Consider the following 15703-nt stretch of genomic DNA (forward strand, 5'->3'; position numbering starts at 1 on the left):
TGCTGAAAAATGAAAAACACAGCCTTAACTGAAACTCACGAAGCTCTTGGTGCTAAAATGGTTCCTTTTGCAGGATATAATATGCCTGTTCAATACGACGGAGTAAATGTAGAACACGAAGCCGTAAGAACTGGAGTTGGCGTATTTGATGTCTCTCATATGGGTGAATTTTTAATCGAAGGACCTAACGCATTGGCTTTAATTCAGAAAGTGTGTAGCAACGATGCATCTAAGTTAACAGTTGGAAAGGCACAATATAGTTGCTTACCAAATGATGATGGAGGTATTGTTGACGATTTAATTGTCTACCGAGTAAAAGAAGAAACCTATTTACTAGTCGTTAATGCAAGTAATATTGAGAAGGACTGGAATTGGATCTCAGCAAAGAATGATGTTGGTGCCGAAATGCGAGACTTAAGTGAAGCATATTCATTACTTGCTATTCAAGGTCCAAAGGCTGTTGAAGCGATGCAGAGTTTATCAAGTCATGATCTTTCAGAAATTAAATTCTATAACTTTGTTGTTGGTGATTTTGCAGGTATTGAGCACGTGATTATTTCTGCAACTGGTTATACTGGAAGTGGCGGATTTGAAATTTACTGTAAGAATAGTGAGGTAAAGCAAATCTGGGATAAAGTGGTTGCGGCTGGCGCAAAACCAATAGGATTAGCCGCTCGTGACACGCTGCGTTTGGAAATGGGATATTGTCTTTACGGAAATGATATCGACGACACAACATCACCTATTGAAGCTGGATTAGGATGGATCACAAAATTCACCAAAGAATTTACTAACTCTGAGGCTTTAGAAGATGAAAAGCGTCGTGGAGCAGAACGTAAGTTAGTGGCTTTCGAATTAGACGAACGTGGTATTCCGCGTCAAGGTTATGACATTGTTGACTCAAGTGGTAAAACTATAGGGAATGTAACATCTGGCACCATGTCTCCTAGCTTAGGAAAAGGTATAGGCTTGGGTTATGTACCAACAATCTTCACCAAAATTGGTAGTAAAATCAATATACAAATTCGTAAAAACGCAGTACCAGCTACTGTAGTAAAGTTACCTTTTTATAAAGGATAGTTTATATATTGAAGAGGGATTAATGAAGGAATTTGAGAGTAAACATCGTATTTTAGTTTTAGGTGCTAGTGGCTTTATAGGTAATGCTATCTATAAAGAACTATGTGCGTATTTTAAAACTTTTGGAACCTATCGTGTCCCAAAGAAAATGTACGAAGATAATCATCATTTCTTTCCATATAATGTCGAAGAAGATGATGTTTATGAGATCTTAGAGGCTACAAAACCTTCCATTATAATATCTTGCCTACGTGGCGATTTTAGAGCACAAACTATTGCGCATCAGCATATGACAGAATATCTTAGAGATAACGATTGTAGAATTATCTTCTTATCGTCTGCTAATGTCTTTGATGCCTACAGTAAGTATCCCAGCTACGAACTTGATAAGACCCTAAGTGATAGTATTTATGGTCACTTTAAAATAAAGATAGAAAATATGCTTTTACGGCTACCAAAGAAAAAAGTAGCTATCGTTAGACTACCAATGGTACTTGGTTCTCAATCGCCTAGATTAAAGGAGTTAAAACAGCACTTACAAGAAAAAACTGCTATTGAGATTTTTCCAAACATCATTATGAACGTAACAACAGACTCCAAAGTAACACAACAAATTCATTATATAATCAACCGAAATAAGTATGGTGTTTTTCACTTAGGAAGTACAGATCTTGTGCATCATGACGAATATATTAAAGACATTATCAACCAATTATCTTCTAAAAATGGAGTTATCTACAAGCATGTTTATACCACAAATGAAGATCGTTATCTCGCTGTTTTACCTAAATTCAATAAACTGCCAAAACACCTAGAAATTACTAGCTCTGAGGTTTTAAAAGAGCTATTAAAGTAATAAAAATTACAGTTTAAAGTAAAAAGTATTCGCTTCGTCTTTTTTTATAGCTTCTACCGCTTATTCCTCTTATTTTAGATCAAATTATAGTACCTTTAATTAAATAATCTACACTATGAGTTTGATGAAAGATGAGAATATTGAAAAAAGATTACTTCGTTTTCCTGATTGGGAACACAGAAATAATGCATTATATGCCGAATTTGAGTTTGATAATTTCAAAGATTGTTTTAGTGCAATGAGCAGAATAGCATTTGAGTGTGAAATTCAAAACCATCATCCTGAATGGACAAATGTCTATAATGTTCTAAAAATCTCGTTATCAACTCATGACGAAAATGGTGTTACCGAAAAAGATTTCAAATTAGCTGAAGCTATCGAAGCTATTGTTGAAGTCCAAGAGTAATATTTGGTTCGGTTTTTGATTCATTTTTTCCTGTCAAAACACGGTTTATGCATAAACATATATCTACATTTTTAATCTTGCTCGTTTGCTGTTTTGGTTTTAGCCAAGATAAAAACCTGTTTTGCGATCAATTACAAGCATTGAAAAACGTAGTTAAAAACAATCATTATGCTCCTAAAGTAATAAATGATAGTTTATCGGCTAATGTGTTTGATTTATTTCTCCACAGTTTGGACGAAGACAAACGTTTATTCACTTACAATGATGTAAACACCTTTGAAGAAGATCGTTACAACCTAGACGATTATATTAACAATAGCACATGTGGTTTCATTGATAAATACGTGACCATCTTAACCCAACGTATTGAAAACTCAAAACAGGTTATTCGCGCTTTAGAAAATGAAGTCTTCGATTATTCTGGTAAAGATACACTACGATTTAAATCCGAAGCCACCTATAAGTATTTTAAAAATGATTTGGCCATACAAAAATATTGGAGTAAGCGAATGCGCTATAACATTCTCTACGCATTGGTAGAAAATGATTCGGTTTTAGAACACCTTCAGAGCAACTTCAAAACTTTTGAATCCGAGTTTAAGTCCAAATTCATTCAAAAAGAAATCTGTCAACTTGAAGAATTAAAAAACAGGTTAGGCAACGTCGATAATTTTGTCAAAGAAGCATTTTTAAATGCCTACCTTCAATATCATGACCCCAATTCGTTATTTTTTACACCTACCGAAAAAGATATCTATGAAAACTCTTTGTCAAGTAATCAATTATCTTTTGGAATAATTACTGCTAAGAATGACAATGGAGATATTATTATCGCGCACATCACACCAGGAAGTGCCGCTTTTAACAATGGGAGTTTTGAAGTTAACGATATTATCAAATCAATTAAATCTGATACAAAAACTCTAGAGACATACTGTATTTCAAACGAAGATGTTCTGGCGTTTACAAGTCATGAAGATCATCATACGGCTACATTTAAAATCAAAAAACAAAATGGAATTGTAAAAGATGTTGAACTCACAAAAACAGAAACCAAAATTGAAGAAAACACAGTAGACGGTTTCATTATTGAAAGCACATCAAAATTGGGCTACATCAATATTCCGAGTTTCTATTCCGATTTTGAATCACCTAACGGTTTAGGACTTGCCAATGATGTTGCCAAAGAGTTGTACAAACTTCAAAAAGATAAAATTGAAGGCCTAATCATAGACCTTAGGTTTAATGGAGGTGGTTCTATGAAAGAAGCTGCTGATCTCTCGGGAATGTTTATTAATAGAGGCCCTATTTCTATTTTAAAATATAACAATGGTGAAACCTATACCATTAGAGATATTAATCGTGGCTCTTTGTTCACAAAACCAATTATCATCTTGGTGAACAATTATAGTGCTTCTGCTTCAGAGTTTTTTGCAGCAACAATGCAAGATTATAACAGAGCCATCATCGTTGGAGCTACGACACATGGAAAGGCCTCGGCTCAATCAATTTTACCATTAGGAAATGATGAGTCTTTAGGCTATTCTAAGCTAACTGTAGAAAAATTTTATCGAGTTACTGGTAAAAGCCATCAGTCTGTTGGTGTCATTCCAGATATTATTCTACCAAGCATCTATGACGGTTTTGGAACTCAAGAGCAATATGAAGCTTTTGCGCTTCAAAATGATTCTATTGCCGCAGTAAAAAAATTCTCGAAATTAAAACCACTCCCTATTGAGGAACTAAGAAAAAAGAGTCTCTTGAGGGTTGCCAATGATGCTCCTTTTAAATCTGTTAAAGACCTTAATAAGCTAATTATTGACAACTATTTTAATTTAGATACTGAATATCTCCTTACTCTTGAGAATGTACACAGAGAAATGACAAATTATCGTACACAATGGGAAATTATCAATAAACCTATCGATGCAAACGACTCTGATTTTACAGTTAAAAATTCGAAATTCACCAAAGAATTAGTAAATTATACCGATACTCAAAAAGCAATAAATGAATCAATTATAAAAGATATTAAACAAGATATTTATATTGAAGAAGCCCATGCTATACTTCAAGATTTACTTGATTTAAACCCTCTAAACTAACCATGAAATCCCTCTCCCTAAAACTAACAATTATATTGTTATTGGTTATTACAACTGTCTCTGCTCAAAACTTTAAAAACGCTTCAGACTATTTAGAGTTTGTTGCCAAAGAACAAAAAACAATCACCCAAAGTATGTGGCGCTACACAAAAGCTGTGGCACATAATAAAAACGACAGAAGCATTAATAACAAAAGGAAAAACCTTATAAAATCAATTGATAGAGCTATTCTAAGAATTAAAAAAGCGAAGAGTTATGATGGCGATAGTTACAAAAACCAAGTCTTAGAACATCTGAATTTTAATAAAAATTTACTTAATCAAGACTACGCAAAAATTATTGATATGAAAGCTGTTGCCGAGCAATCATACGATCTAATGGAAGCCTACATTTTGGCACAAGAGTTTGCCAACAAAAAAATGGAAGAATCGCAGAAAAACTATGAACGTAACTTTCATGATTATGCTACTAAACATCGTATTGAGATTATCGAAAACGAGTCTGATCTTGGTAAAAAAATCGACATATCTAATGACGTTTTTACGCACTACAATGATTTGTATCTTATATATTTCAAAGTATACATCAACGAAGTATATCTGTGGGAAGCAGTTAAAGTCAATGATGTAAGCGCTATTCAACAGAATGCAAATGCGCTAAACATGGCAGCAAAAGAAGGTCTAGATATCTTAAAGACAATACATAGCTACAAAAACGATAACTCCATTCTTTTGGCTACACAAAAGGTATTTGAATTTTTTATTGATGAAAGCAAACATCAAGTTCCAGTAATAACAGAGTTCTTAATTTTAAATGAAGACTTCGAAAGAATTAAAGTCTTGCTAGATCAAACACCAGAGCATACTAGAACTCAGGTGCAAATTGACAATTACAATAAAAAAGTAAAAGACATCAATAAGGCTGCAGATCACTACAATAAAGTGAATACCAATTTAAATGAGCAACGTCAAAAAATAATTAATGATTTGTATGCGACGAATGCCAACTTTTTATCTAAGCATATTCCCAAAGACTAATATCTGGTATTGTCAAATCGATATAATTTCGATAATTTTGGACTTCAATAATTTTTTTAAAACAACATAATAATGGGAAGAGCTTTTGAATTTCGTAAAGCAAGGAAAATGAAACGATGGTCTGCAATGAGCAAAGCCTTTACTCGTATTGGTAAAGACATTGTAATGGCTGTAAAAGAAGGAGGACCTGATCCCGATTCCAATTCCCGTTTACGTGCTGTAATTCAAAATGCGAAAGCTGTAAACATGCCTAAAGATAATATTGAACGCGCCATAAAGCGTGCGTCCGATAAAAGTCAAGGCGAATATAAAGAAGTCGTTTTTGAAGGGTATGCGCCCCATGGTATTGCTATTTTAGTTGAAACAGCAACCGATAATAATACACGTACTGTTGCAAACGTTCGTAGTTATTTCAATAAATGTGATGGTAGTTTGGGTACCTCGGGCTCTGTGGTATTTATGTTTGATCATACCTGTAATTTTAGAATTAATGCAGAAGGTCTAGATCCAGAAGAAATCGAACTCGAATTTATCGATTATGGTGCCGAAGAAGTGTTTGCAGATGACGATGGTATATTGATCTATGCACCTTTTGAAAGCTTTGGAGCTATTCAAGCCGAATTAGAATCGAGAGATATCGAAATCTTGTCCTCTGGTTTTGAGCGTATTCCGCAGGTAACGAAAAAACTAACACCTGAACAAGCTGCTGATGTTGAAAAACTTTTAGAAAAAATTGAAGAAGATGATGATGTACAAAACGTCTACCATACAATGGAAGAGTCTACTGATGACTAGAAATAAATAAAACATAATGACCCGAACTTGTTTCGGGTTTTTTTATGCTAAAATTCACGAATTCTTCGCCTCTATCCACTTACTCATAAACTTCGTACTTTGCATAGTATGGTGTTGCAATAATTGTCCGATAAAGTTTTGCGCGCGATGTGATCTTAACCCTTTAGATACTAATTCTAAACACTCAGCAAATTGAGACTCAAATACGCTTTTCGAAAACTGAGAACTTAACATCTCAAACCCCAAAGACTGATGGGCCTTCCATAGGGTTTCATTTTGATATAACTTTACCGCGTGATGAATAAAATCTTCAGAAGAATCACAAATAAAATCATGAGTTGTATTGTCAAAAATTCCTTCAACTCCAACAGATGTCGATACAAATGACGCTCCATTTTGCATAGCATCAAACAGCTTCCCTTTTAGTCCTGCTCCAAATCGAATTGGTGCCAAGAGTACTTTTGCTTGTTGCATAACTTCATTAACATCATTGACAAAACCTTTAATTAAAAAACCTTCTTTTTCATTATGCAACTGTGTCACTTTTTGAGAAGCATAGGCACCATAATTATGTAATTGCGCATTAGGCAATTGTTTTCTAATGCCATTCCAAATCGTTTTCTTTAAATACAGTAATGCATCATAGTTGGGCTCGTGAAGAAAATTACCAATAGATATAAAATGCTGTCGAGATTCAAAATTTGGGAGCACTTGTTTTCGTTCTTCTGAAACTTCATCTAGTAAAAAAGGTACATACAACAAAAGGGTCTCATCTATTTTAAATGTCGTTTTAAGCAGTTGCATTTCAGCTTTTGAAATAATCAAGCTTAAATCACAACGATAGATGCTCGCTACTTCTCGTTTTGCTGTCTCGTTAAGTAAATGAATGCTTATCATTTCAGTAGCCTCTTTAAAGGCTTGCTGTCGCGCACGTCTTAAGAAATGTAGATCTTCAGTGTCTAACAGCTTAATAGCCTGCGGACAATGCTCTGAAACACGCCAGCCAAATTGTTCTTCGGTCATAAACCGATCAAATAGCACAACATCTGGCTTCAATTTTAAAATAAAATCGTCAAAACTGGAATGGTTAAGTTCTATAGTAACTCTATCCACACCAATCGATTCTAAATCAAATGCATTGTCACTTTTAGCGCATGCACTAGCAAAAGTAATCGTATAGTCTTGGGATTGAAAAAACGAAATGAGTTGCATCATTCTACTTCCAGCAGCAGAACTCTTTGGTTCTGGCCATACAAAACCAATAATGAGCAACTTTTTTTTCAAATGAAATAAAATTATTCAGGTTGTATTTGAGCACTATATTTTGCTCTAACAGCTGTTCCCCAATCGATAATAGCTTTGATCTGTTCTTCAGAAAGCTTAGCATCCCCATGTGTCCATGTGTAAGAAGGAAGTGGCATTTCCTTGGCTTCAATCATCTCAATAAGTTCATCCATTTTATGATCCTTCTTCTTTACAGAATACGAATCCCAAGCTGATACATCAAAATGTCCTTTTCCGTGCTTTATATGATCTGCCATCCAATAATTTACAGGAGTAATACTATTATACCAAGGGTATCGCGTCACATCACTATGACAGTCAAAACAAGCATTCTTTAAAACCTCATGTACGTCGTTAGGCGGATTTGTATCTGCAATAAATGCATCAATAGATGCCATATCCCCTTCATTTTTATCTGGTCCAAAAAATTGCATAATTATTAATACAACAAGTAAACCAACTAGTATTTTTTTTATAATTTTCATCTGTCTAATTTTTATCTAATTTAGAAGCATTAAAATAAGAAAATCAATTTGACTACCGAAGAACTTTATCAAGAATTAAATTATGTAAATCACTCTCGTGACAAACGCTTGTATTATGCCAATTTGGTGATAGGTAATCCAGATCTAATTCCGAAGTTATTGAATATCTTATTCATGGTTGATGATAAAATATCTTGCCGTGCGGCTTGGGTCTTTGAATTTATGTGTGGTGAAAACCTAGAAGCTAGTATTCCCTATTTAGATAGTTTTACCGAAAACATACATAAGGTCCATCTAGATTCGGCTGTACGTCCTGTTGCCAAAGTTTGTGAATACTTGGTCACTGCCTACTATTCGAAACATGACAACGAGATAAAATCGGCTTTACTTCCGAAGCACAAAGAGAAAATTATAGAAGCTTGTTTTGATTGGATGATTAACGATGAGAAAATTGCACCAAAGGCTTATGCTATGAATACGCTTTATTTGTTAGGACATGATGAAGATTGGATTCATCCAGAACTAGTCATGATATTAGAACGTGATTATCAAATGCAAAGTTCAGGATTTAAAGCTAGAGCTAGGCATATTTTAAAGAAGGTTAAAAAGAATTAGAGCTTTATCACTATATTTAATTCCTCCTCAGAAATCACTAGTAATTTACTTTTCACTAATCTAGGTGTAAGTTTTCGCCAATTCTCATCTTGCTCAAAAATAGATTTTAAAATGGGATGGGCTTTTTTGTATTCTTTATTATTCAATAAGTTAATCGCATACCAATATTGCATTTCCAAGTTATCAGGAAATAATTTTTGAGCACTTAAATACAAGGACTCTGCTTTTTTAGAATCGCCAGCTTCCATAGCTAGATCACCTTTATTCATAAAATCATACGCTTTATGAATTTTCATCAATCGCTCTAACTCTCCTATAGGATTCTCGTGATCTTCTACACGTAAATCCATAATGGTATCTTCCCAAGAATTTCCAGTGGCTTTTCCTTTAACAATCAAGATGGCTGCAGATTGCTTTCCTCTAATGTCTCCTTTTTCTCCTTCAGCGGCTTTAAGAGCAGCTAAAATGCGTTCGCTTAACGTTCCTTTTGTCGTTTCAAAAGCTTTGGCCATGGCATCCCAAACCGTATTATTAAGCATCATATTGGCTTGTACTGAGAAGTTATTGCCTTGTCGATGTCCAGCCTCGGCAATACATAAATGACCAGTATGCGTCGCCATTTCTCCTTTCGTATTTAAAAACGCAACCTGACGATACATTTCACCTTCATCGTTTTTAACCAGTTCAATTAAGGCTTGCTCAGGACTCATACCATCTTCCATTAAAGCCAGACCTTTTGGTCCATAAGCTGGATTTACCAAAGATTGTGTAGCAACAACACCAACACCTGCTTTTCCATAAATAACAACAGAACCAACACTAAACCAGTGGGATTGTACAGCAACTCCAATATCTCCTGTTACAGAATCTCTTGCGACAATCGAATACGTATGAGTAAGGGGTTCAGATTTTTTATAAACTTGTGAGAACATGGTTTGAAAACTCAAAACAAAAAGTATTAAAAACAGCTTATGCATAACAATAAATTTTATGCTCTAAGATAACCAAATTATCTTCAATTTACCGTTCGATTTTTCTATCTTTGCAGCCTTAAACACACAACCAATGTCAATATCATCTCTCAATGCTATCTCACCAATAGATGGTCGATATAGAAATAAAGTAAATAATCTTGCACCTTATTTTTCTGAAGAAGCGCTCATCAAATATCGCGTTTTGGTAGAAATTGAGTATTTTATTGCATTGTGCGAGGCAAAACTCCCACAATTAGCGACTATTGACACTTCGGTTTTTGAAGACTTAAGAGCTATTTATAAAGTATTTTCTTCGGAAGATGCGCAAGCAATAAAAGATATTGAAGCCATTACCAATCATGATGTAAAAGCAGTTGAATATTTTATCAAAGAGAAGTTTGACAAGCTCAACTTATCTGCATATAAGGAGTTTATACATTTCGGATTGACATCACAAGACATTAATAATACTGCTATTCCGTTAAGCATTAAAGATGCTATGAACGATGTGTATGTTCCAGAATATTTTGAGGTTGTAAAAAAATTAAAAACCTTAGCTGAAGAATGGAAAGCCATTCCAATGTTGGCTCGAACTCATGGACAACCTGCTTCTCCAACTCGTCTGGGAAAAGAAATACAAGTTTTTGTAACTCGTTTAGAAGAACAGTTTAATTTATTGAACGATGTCCCTAGTGCTGCTAAATTTGGTGGTGCTACTGGAAACTTCAATGCGCATAAAGTGGCTTACCCAAATATAGATTGGAAAGCTTTTGGTACCAACTTCGTACAAGAAAAGTTGGGTTTACAACACTCGTTTCCAACAACACAAATTGAGCATTACGACCATATGGCAGCTCTTTTTGATGCACTAAAACGCATCAATACCATAATTATCGATCTTAATCGCGATATTTGGACTTATGTATCTATGGACTACTTTAAGCAAAAAATAAAGAAAGGTGAAGTTGGTAGTAGTGCTATGCCACATAAGGTAAATCCTATAGATTTTGAGAACTCTGAAGGCAACTTAGGTATTGCTAATGCTATTTTTGAGCATTTAGCAGCTAAGCTTCCTATTTCAAGATTACAACGTGATTTAACAGATAGTACTGTACTTAGAAATGTTGGAGTTCCTTTTGGTCATACGTTGATAGCTTTCAAATCAACTTTAAAAGGTTTAAACAAGTTGTTACTTAATGAAGCAAAGTTTGCTCAAGACTTGGAAAATAACTGGGCTGTGGTAGCAGAAGCCATACAAACCATCTTACGTCGCGAGGCATATCCTAATCCGTATGAAGCTTTAAAAGGCCTAACTAGAACTAATGAAATAATCAATGAACGTTCCATTTCAGAATTTATTGATACCTTAGAGGTTTCCGAAACGATTAAAACGGAATTAAAAGCTATCAATCCTAGTAACTATACTGGGATTTAACCTACTACAAATGCCAAATAGAAATACATTAACACTTGTATTCTCCGGACTTATAGCCGCTGGTTTCTTTGTGTCTGGTATTTTAGATATTTTAGATTACTTCATTGTAAAAGCTATATTATTTGCAGCTTTTGTACTACTGGCTGTACATTTAACCATTATCATTTTAAAAGATTCTGAAAACAAAAACCACCTTAAGTAGTCAGACTTAAAGTGGCTTTCTATTAACATTTTAAATATTAAGGTCTATTTAAAAAATTTGGCGATATCCTTAAATTGAGTTTCCTCAATACTGTTTTCATCGAAAACTGACGCCAGTTCCATTATTTTATTAAAGTTCATTTCATCTCCTAAAATTCTAACAACTACAAATCCTTGCTCATTAGAATTTCCAAATAGGATAAATTCATCAACATCATTTTCTCCTCCTATACATTTTACGACAAATTTTCCGTCTGTTGAGTTTCCTCCACGCATCAACTCTTCATATTTTGGATCTTTAAGAATCGTCTTTATTTTAGCGACTTCTACATCCATATCCTCTTTATTACTTTCGTCTGCGACAAAAGCCAAAAGGCTTAATTTATCTATAGATTCGTAAGCATCTTTTTGCTCTTCAGTTAATGTTGTTTCATCAATTTTAAGCATACTCGTTGGCACGTCTAAACTAGTAAAACCAGGTGCTAACTCACTATCAACATAGTACGTTTGTAAAGTTAAACCCTGGTTGCAACTCTGTAAAGTTACAACCAAGATTAACATGGTGATTATTGTTTTGATTGATGTATTCATAGTTTTAGTTCTTTTTACTTGCTTTTTTCAACTGGTCTCCTCCAGGCATATTCATTTGACTAGTTAACTTAGAGATTTGTCTTAAATCGATATCTCCTGTAAGTGTTAACAATACAGTCTCTACTTCTCTCTTCTTACCATTAATGGTAATATCTTGACCGTTAGTAAGCTCTTTCAAACCGTTAATGAACATTAATAGTTCTTTTACGTGGTTTTCATCTTTACCTTCTTTTACATAAAATTTCACTGTTTGATCACCATCTTTAATACGCATTAATTCGTCTAATTTTGATGATTTTAAATAGCCATTTACGGTAGCATTCATATCGGCAGAGATTTTCTCGTCTCCAGTTGTAAACACTTTAAGACCTGTAATATTTTTAGCCATATCAACATAAGCTTTCATTTCAGGATCATCGACATCTACACCTACTGTAGCTAACATTTTAAACATTCTCTGTGTAAGTACAACTGTCATTACACCATCTTTGTCTTCATATTTGTCAAAAACACTTTGAGCAAACATTATATTAGATGATAAGGCAATTGCGAGTATTAATATTAATTTCTTCATGATTTCTAGTTTTTGTTTTTACTTGTTTTTTTCTTTTTTACTAATCTGTTTGTTGTTTTACCAAATTCACTAACGTGACTGGCTTTTTCTGCACCTTTATTAAAACTGGTAGATACAAGACTCAGTGTGTTTACGCTACTAGCTGCATCGTTAAAATTTGATGATAGCATTGATAACGCTTCTTTGGTTTCGGTATAAACTTTACGTTCTTCATCAGTTAAACCCGCAAGTGGATCAACTATTTCTTCACCTCCCAAAATTTTAGGAACCATAATTCCTAACATAAGAACCGCAACTGCTGCGACAGAAATCCATTGATAGATATAACTTTTTCTAGGTTTTAATGGAACGTCTTTCGTATAAAGTTCTTGTTTTGTGTTGTTAAAGTATTGAAACATCATTTTGTATGACTCTAAATGTGGAGCGACTTCGTCTTGAGTAAAATACTCTTTTAAGCGTTGCTCTTCTTTTAGCGTTGTTTCGCCATTGTCATACTTTTCCAGTAATTTTTCTATACTATTTAATACCATAGCGATGTGTATTAGTTAATTTTTCTCTTATTGTTTTCCTAGCTCTTGATAAAGCGACTCTAATGGCTGTAGGATTCATATCTACTACTTTTGCAATTTCATCAAAGTCATACTCTTCTATATCTCTGAGCTGTAATATTATTTTTTGTTGTTCTGGTAACTCTTCAATTATTTTAGAAACCCAATCAACACTATCTTTATTTTCTACTTGTTTCTGTAAAGACGTGTTATTGTCTTGATAATTACTATGAACAATCTTTAAATTCTGCGCTTGTTTCGATTTTAATCGGTCTAAGCAAAAATTCTTTGTCATTGTCATCGAAAATGCTTCTACATTTTTATAGTCTGCTATTTTCTCTTTATTACGCCACAGTTTCATTAAAATTTCTTGCGTTGCATCTTCAGCTTCTTCTGTAGAAACTAGAAGTCTTTTTGCTAAACGAAAGACTTTATCCTTAAAAGGCAATACCAATTTTGTAAAATCAGTCTGTGTCATTTTTGGTTTGTTAGTTAAAAACAGTTGATTATTCTGCTTCTTGTAATTACGACGAACATGCTTCAATTTTGTTACATGATATTTTTAAATTTACAATAATGTAAGTAAATTTATAGTTTACTAGACCAATAAGCTATTGGTTTAGCTCATAAAAATTGAAAAAGAAAAAATATGAAATTATTAAAACTAAGTGTACTCTTACTACTTACCCTCTCTTTTACGAGTTGTTTTGAAGATAGAGATGACAATGCCATAGCGGCAAGTGAGATTAACGATTTTGTTTGGAAAGGGATGAATGCAGTTTATTTGTATAAGGCCGATATCCCAGATTTAGCTAATGATCGTTTTTCTTCTAACGAAGAGTATGCTAACTATCTTAATAGTTTTGCAGCTACTGAAACACTATTTGAAAGCTTGATTTTTGAAAGAGAAACTGTAGATCGCTTCAGTATTATCATTCCTAACTACATTGAATTTGAACAATTATTAGCTGGAACGTCTAAAAGTAACGGACTTGAATTTAATTTCTATCTCAAGCCTGGAAGCGAAACAGAGGTCTTCGGTATTATTAGACTTGTTCTTAATAATAGTGTTGCTGATGGATTAGGCTTAGAACGCGGACAAATTTTTGATGCAGTCAACGGTAATGCTTTATCAACAAGTAATTTAAATACCTTACTGAATCAAGATACATATACGTTGAATTTTGCAACTTATAACGATAATGGAACCGAAACGGTCGACGACGATACTATAGAGTCTTCTACAGATAGCATTGAGCTTACAAAACAAACCTATACCGAAAACCCTGTGCACCAAGCTGACATCATCGATGTTGATGGAGAAAATGTTGGCTATTTAGTTTATAATGGCTTTAATTCAAGCTTTAATAACCAATTAAATGCTGCATTTGCTGATTTTCAAGCTAATAATGTACAACACTTGGTTCTCGATTTAAGATACAATCCAGGAGGCTCTGTAAATACTGCGTCATTACTTGGAAGCATGATCACTGGCCAATTTAATGGAGATATCTATTCTAAACTAGTTTTTAACAGTGATCAACAAAGTTCAAATACAAATTTTAATTTTGTTAATAGTTTTGATGGAACTACAATAAACAGTTTAAATTTAAACAAGGTGTATGTGTTAACTACAGATCGCTCAGCTTCTGCGAGTGAATTGGTCATCAATAGCTTGAGTGCTTATATTGATGTGGTTCAAATTGGTGATTCCACTACAGGAAAAACGCAAGCATCGATAACAATATATGACTCACCAGATTTGACGTCGGTTGATATCAACCCAAGTCATACCTATGCAATGCAACCGTTAGTTGCCAACTCTATAAATGTAAATGATGTCGAAGTACCTCCAACAGGACTTGTTCCAGATATCTCTTTAATTGAATCGCCAAGAAATTTCGGAACATTAGGTGATGTCAATGAACCTCTTTTAGCAGCTGCTATTGCTGACATTCAAGGTTTAGGGCGATTTAGTGCATTCACAGAATATAGACCAATACAAACCAGCGTCAATATCAAACCATTTGAAGAGAACATGTATATTGAATATGAGATGAATACTAATCGTCTCGAATTTAAATAATAAAAAAAGCCGCTTTTCAAGCGGCTTTTTTTATTATACTTCTATTGCTACAATCAACTTACTTGTCGCTCTAAAGCAATAAAATGTGTAGCTTCATCATTACCTATTGGAAAAATCTTGACTTCGCATTTGTACGGTGTTTTATCTTTCCTATAGTTAATAATAACCTCTGTAAAAGGAGTAATCTCATTAAGCTTTGCCCTAATTCTTTCTTTAGAGTCATTAGACGTTTCTGGTCCCTGTAAAAAACGTGGTGTTTTATTAAGAGCATCAACCTTAGAATATCCGGTCATAGCTGTAAAACCTTGATTAACCCATATTATTTTTTGGTCTATGTCTGTAATAAGTATGGCTTCAAATTGCTGTTCATTAAAAATAGCATTGATATCATTTTGCCAATTTAATTTTTTAGCCAATGATCTTACCTTAAGAATATCGTGTTCTCTCTGAGCTTTTTTCCTTTTTAACATTAGGCTATCACTATAAACATCCCAGCTCATTAGAGGCAATCTTTTTGATGAGTTATAATCAATTTTGGAAGAAACGGTCTCAAATTCTTCTTTACTTAATGATGACAAATAAATATCTAATGCCATCATATTTGATAAATTATTTTTCATTACTTCTAGGT

18 protein-coding genes are annotated in these 15703 nt (G+C 33.8%); 10 read left to right on the forward strand and 8 right to left on the reverse strand.

Annotated elements, in window-relative coordinates:
• Positions 1-9 precede the first annotated feature (9 nt).
• The 6 genes from gcvT (at position 10) to Q0783_RS08105 (ending at position 6279) form a co-directional block, all read left to right on the forward strand.
• A complete protein-coding gene (gene gcvT / locus Q0783_RS08080) occupies positions 10-1080 on the forward strand; it encodes a glycine cleavage system aminomethyltransferase GcvT (protein WP_298894396.1) in 1071 nt (356 codons plus the stop codon).
• A 22-nt stretch (positions 1081-1102) separates the two neighbouring features.
• Complete coding sequence (locus Q0783_RS08085; RefSeq protein ID WP_298894397.1) at positions 1103-1936, forward strand: sugar nucleotide-binding protein; 834 nt, start codon at positions 1103-1105, stop codon at positions 1934-1936.
• 115 nt (positions 1937-2051) lie between these two features.
• Positions 2052-2342, forward strand: a complete 291-nt coding sequence (locus tag Q0783_RS08090) for a 4a-hydroxytetrahydrobiopterin dehydratase (RefSeq protein ID WP_298894398.1) — start codon at positions 2052-2054, stop codon at positions 2340-2342.
• A 47-nt stretch (positions 2343-2389) separates the two neighbouring features.
• Positions 2390-4447 (forward strand): carboxy terminal-processing peptidase, encoded by a 2058-nt coding sequence (locus tag Q0783_RS08095; RefSeq protein WP_298894399.1) that lies wholly within the window; start codon positions 2390-2392, stop codon positions 4445-4447.
• 2 nt (positions 4448-4449) lie between these two features.
• On the forward strand, positions 4450-5484 hold the full coding sequence (locus tag Q0783_RS08100) for a hypothetical protein (protein WP_298894400.1): 1035 nt from the start codon (positions 4450-4452) through the stop codon (positions 5482-5484).
• Positions 5485-5556: 72 nt separating this feature from the next.
• Entirely contained in the window at positions 5557-6279 is a 723-nt protein-coding gene (locus Q0783_RS08105; protein ID WP_230936318.1) for a YebC/PmpR family DNA-binding transcriptional regulator, read from the forward strand.
• 54 nt (positions 6280-6333) lie between these two features.
• Here Q0783_RS08105 and Q0783_RS08110 read toward each other — a convergent pair whose 3' ends face one another.
• Together Q0783_RS08110 and Q0783_RS08115 are read right to left on the reverse strand one after the other, a co-directional pair.
• The gene (locus tag Q0783_RS08110; RefSeq protein ID WP_298894401.1) at positions 6334-7563 is read right to left on the reverse strand and encodes a glycosyltransferase; all 1230 of its coding nucleotides are present in this window, start codon (positions 7561-7563) and stop codon (positions 6334-6336) included.
• A gap of 11 nt (positions 7564-7574) precedes the next feature.
• Complete coding sequence (locus Q0783_RS08115) at positions 7575-8048, reverse strand: heme-binding domain-containing protein (protein WP_298894402.1); 474 nt, start codon at positions 8046-8048, stop codon at positions 7575-7577.
• Positions 8049-8096: 48 nt separating this feature from the next.
• Between Q0783_RS08115 and Q0783_RS08120 the strand changes: the two genes are divergently transcribed.
• Entirely contained in the window at positions 8097-8663 is a 567-nt protein-coding gene (locus tag Q0783_RS08120) for an adenylosuccinate lyase (protein ID WP_298894403.1), read from the forward strand.
• On the opposite strand, the gene Q0783_RS08125 is transcribed toward Q0783_RS08120, so the two are convergent.
• On the reverse strand, positions 8660-9595 hold the full coding sequence (locus Q0783_RS08125; RefSeq protein WP_298894404.1) for a DUF1028 domain-containing protein: 936 nt from the start codon (positions 9593-9595) through the stop codon (positions 8660-8662). The genes Q0783_RS08120 and Q0783_RS08125 overlap by 4 nt on opposite strands.
• Positions 9596-9728: 133 nt before the next feature.
• Here Q0783_RS08125 and purB point away from each other — a divergent pair, with 133 nt between their 5' ends.
• Together purB and Q0783_RS08135 are read left to right on the forward strand one after the other, a co-directional pair.
• The gene (gene purB, locus Q0783_RS08130; protein WP_298894405.1) at positions 9729-11072 is read left to right on the forward strand and encodes an adenylosuccinate lyase; all 1344 of its coding nucleotides are present in this window, start codon (positions 9729-9731) and stop codon (positions 11070-11072) included.
• Between the two features lie 10 nt (positions 11073-11082).
• Positions 11083-11274, forward strand: coding sequence for a hypothetical protein (locus Q0783_RS08135; protein WP_298758389.1), 192 nt, complete (start codon positions 11083-11085; stop codon positions 11272-11274).
• Between the two features lie 44 nt (positions 11275-11318).
• Here the strand turns inward: Q0783_RS08135 and Q0783_RS08140 are convergent, their stop codons facing one another.
• The 4 genes from Q0783_RS08140 to Q0783_RS08155 are packed head-to-tail and all read right to left on the reverse strand — an operon-like array spanning position 11319 to position 13464.
• A complete protein-coding gene (locus Q0783_RS08140; RefSeq protein WP_298758392.1) occupies positions 11319-11864 on the reverse strand; it encodes a DUF4252 domain-containing protein in 546 nt (181 codons plus the stop codon).
• A 4-nt stretch (positions 11865-11868) separates the two neighbouring features.
• Entirely contained in the window at positions 11869-12438 is a 570-nt protein-coding gene (locus tag Q0783_RS08145; protein ID WP_230936310.1) for a DUF4252 domain-containing protein, read from the reverse strand.
• A gap of 5 nt (positions 12439-12443) precedes the next feature.
• Positions 12444-12968 carry a hypothetical protein gene (locus Q0783_RS08150; protein WP_298894406.1) on the reverse strand — a complete coding sequence of 175 codons (525 nt, stop codon included), beginning with the start codon at positions 12966-12968 and terminating at the stop codon, positions 12444-12446.
• On the reverse strand, positions 12955-13464 hold the full coding sequence (locus Q0783_RS08155) for a sigma-70 family RNA polymerase sigma factor (protein WP_298758401.1): 510 nt from the start codon (positions 13462-13464) through the stop codon (positions 12955-12957). Before Q0783_RS08155 ends, Q0783_RS08150 begins: the two co-directional genes overlap by 14 nt.
• A gap of 171 nt (positions 13465-13635) precedes the next feature.
• Here Q0783_RS08155 and Q0783_RS08160 point away from each other — a divergent pair, with 171 nt between their 5' ends.
• The gene (locus Q0783_RS08160; protein ID WP_298894407.1) at positions 13636-15072 is read left to right on the forward strand and encodes a S41 family peptidase; all 1437 of its coding nucleotides are present in this window, start codon (positions 13636-13638) and stop codon (positions 15070-15072) included.
• Between the two features lie 53 nt (positions 15073-15125).
• Here Q0783_RS08160 and Q0783_RS08165 read toward each other — a convergent pair whose 3' ends face one another.
• On the reverse strand, positions 15126-15692 hold the full coding sequence (locus Q0783_RS08165; RefSeq protein WP_298894408.1) for a PAS domain-containing protein: 567 nt from the start codon (positions 15690-15692) through the stop codon (positions 15126-15128).
• Positions 15693-15703: the final 11 nt, after the last annotated feature.

It is taken from the genome of uncultured Psychroserpens sp. (genome assembly GCF_947500255.1).
In the GTDB taxonomy this organism is placed as follows: Bacteria; Bacteroidota; Bacteroidia; order Flavobacteriales; family Flavobacteriaceae; genus Psychroserpens.

Coding starts and splice junctions, on each gene's coding strand:
- Q0783_RS08155 (WP_298758401.1), bottom strand. CDS start 13,464: ATGACACAGACTGATTTTACAAAATTGGTATTGCCTTTTAAGGATAAA.
- Q0783_RS08135 (WP_298758389.1), top strand. CDS start 11,083: ATGCCAAATAGAAATACATTAACACTTGTATTCTCCGGACTTATAGCC.
- Q0783_RS08085 (WP_298894397.1), top strand. CDS start 1,103: ATGAAGGAATTTGAGAGTAAACATCGTATTTTAGTTTTAGGTGCTAGT.
- Q0783_RS08150 (WP_298894406.1), bottom strand. CDS start 12,968: ATGGTATTAAATAGTATAGAAAAATTACTGGAAAAGTATGACAATGGC.
- Q0783_RS08105 (WP_230936318.1), top strand. CDS start 5,557: ATGGGAAGAGCTTTTGAATTTCGTAAAGCAAGGAAAATGAAACGATGG.
- Q0783_RS08095 (WP_298894399.1), top strand. CDS start 2,390: ATGCATAAACATATATCTACATTTTTAATCTTGCTCGTTTGCTGTTTT.
- Q0783_RS08140 (WP_298758392.1), bottom strand. CDS start 11,864: ATGAATACATCAATCAAAACAATAATCACCATGTTAATCTTGGTTGTA.
- Q0783_RS08090 (WP_298894398.1), top strand. CDS start 2,052: ATGAGTTTGATGAAAGATGAGAATATTGAAAAAAGATTACTTCGTTTT.
- gcvT (WP_298894396.1), top strand. CDS start 10: ATGAAAAACACAGCCTTAACTGAAACTCACGAAGCTCTTGGTGCTAAA.
- Q0783_RS08125 (WP_298894404.1), bottom strand. CDS start 9,595: ATGTTCTCACAAGTTTATAAAAAATCTGAACCCCTTACTCATACGTAT.
- Q0783_RS08160 (WP_298894407.1), top strand. CDS start 13,636: ATGAAATTATTAAAACTAAGTGTACTCTTACTACTTACCCTCTCTTTT.
- Q0783_RS08145 (WP_230936310.1), bottom strand. CDS start 12,438: ATGAAGAAATTAATATTAATACTCGCAATTGCCTTATCATCTAATATA.
- Q0783_RS08115 (WP_298894402.1), bottom strand. CDS start 8,048: ATGAAAATTATAAAAAAAATACTAGTTGGTTTACTTGTTGTATTAATA.
- Q0783_RS08165 (WP_298894408.1), bottom strand. CDS start 15,692: ATGAAAAATAATTTATCAAATATGATGGCATTAGATATTTATTTGTCA.
- purB (WP_298894405.1), top strand. CDS start 9,729: ATGTCAATATCATCTCTCAATGCTATCTCACCAATAGATGGTCGATAT.
- Q0783_RS08100 (WP_298894400.1), top strand. CDS start 4,450: ATGAAATCCCTCTCCCTAAAACTAACAATTATATTGTTATTGGTTATT.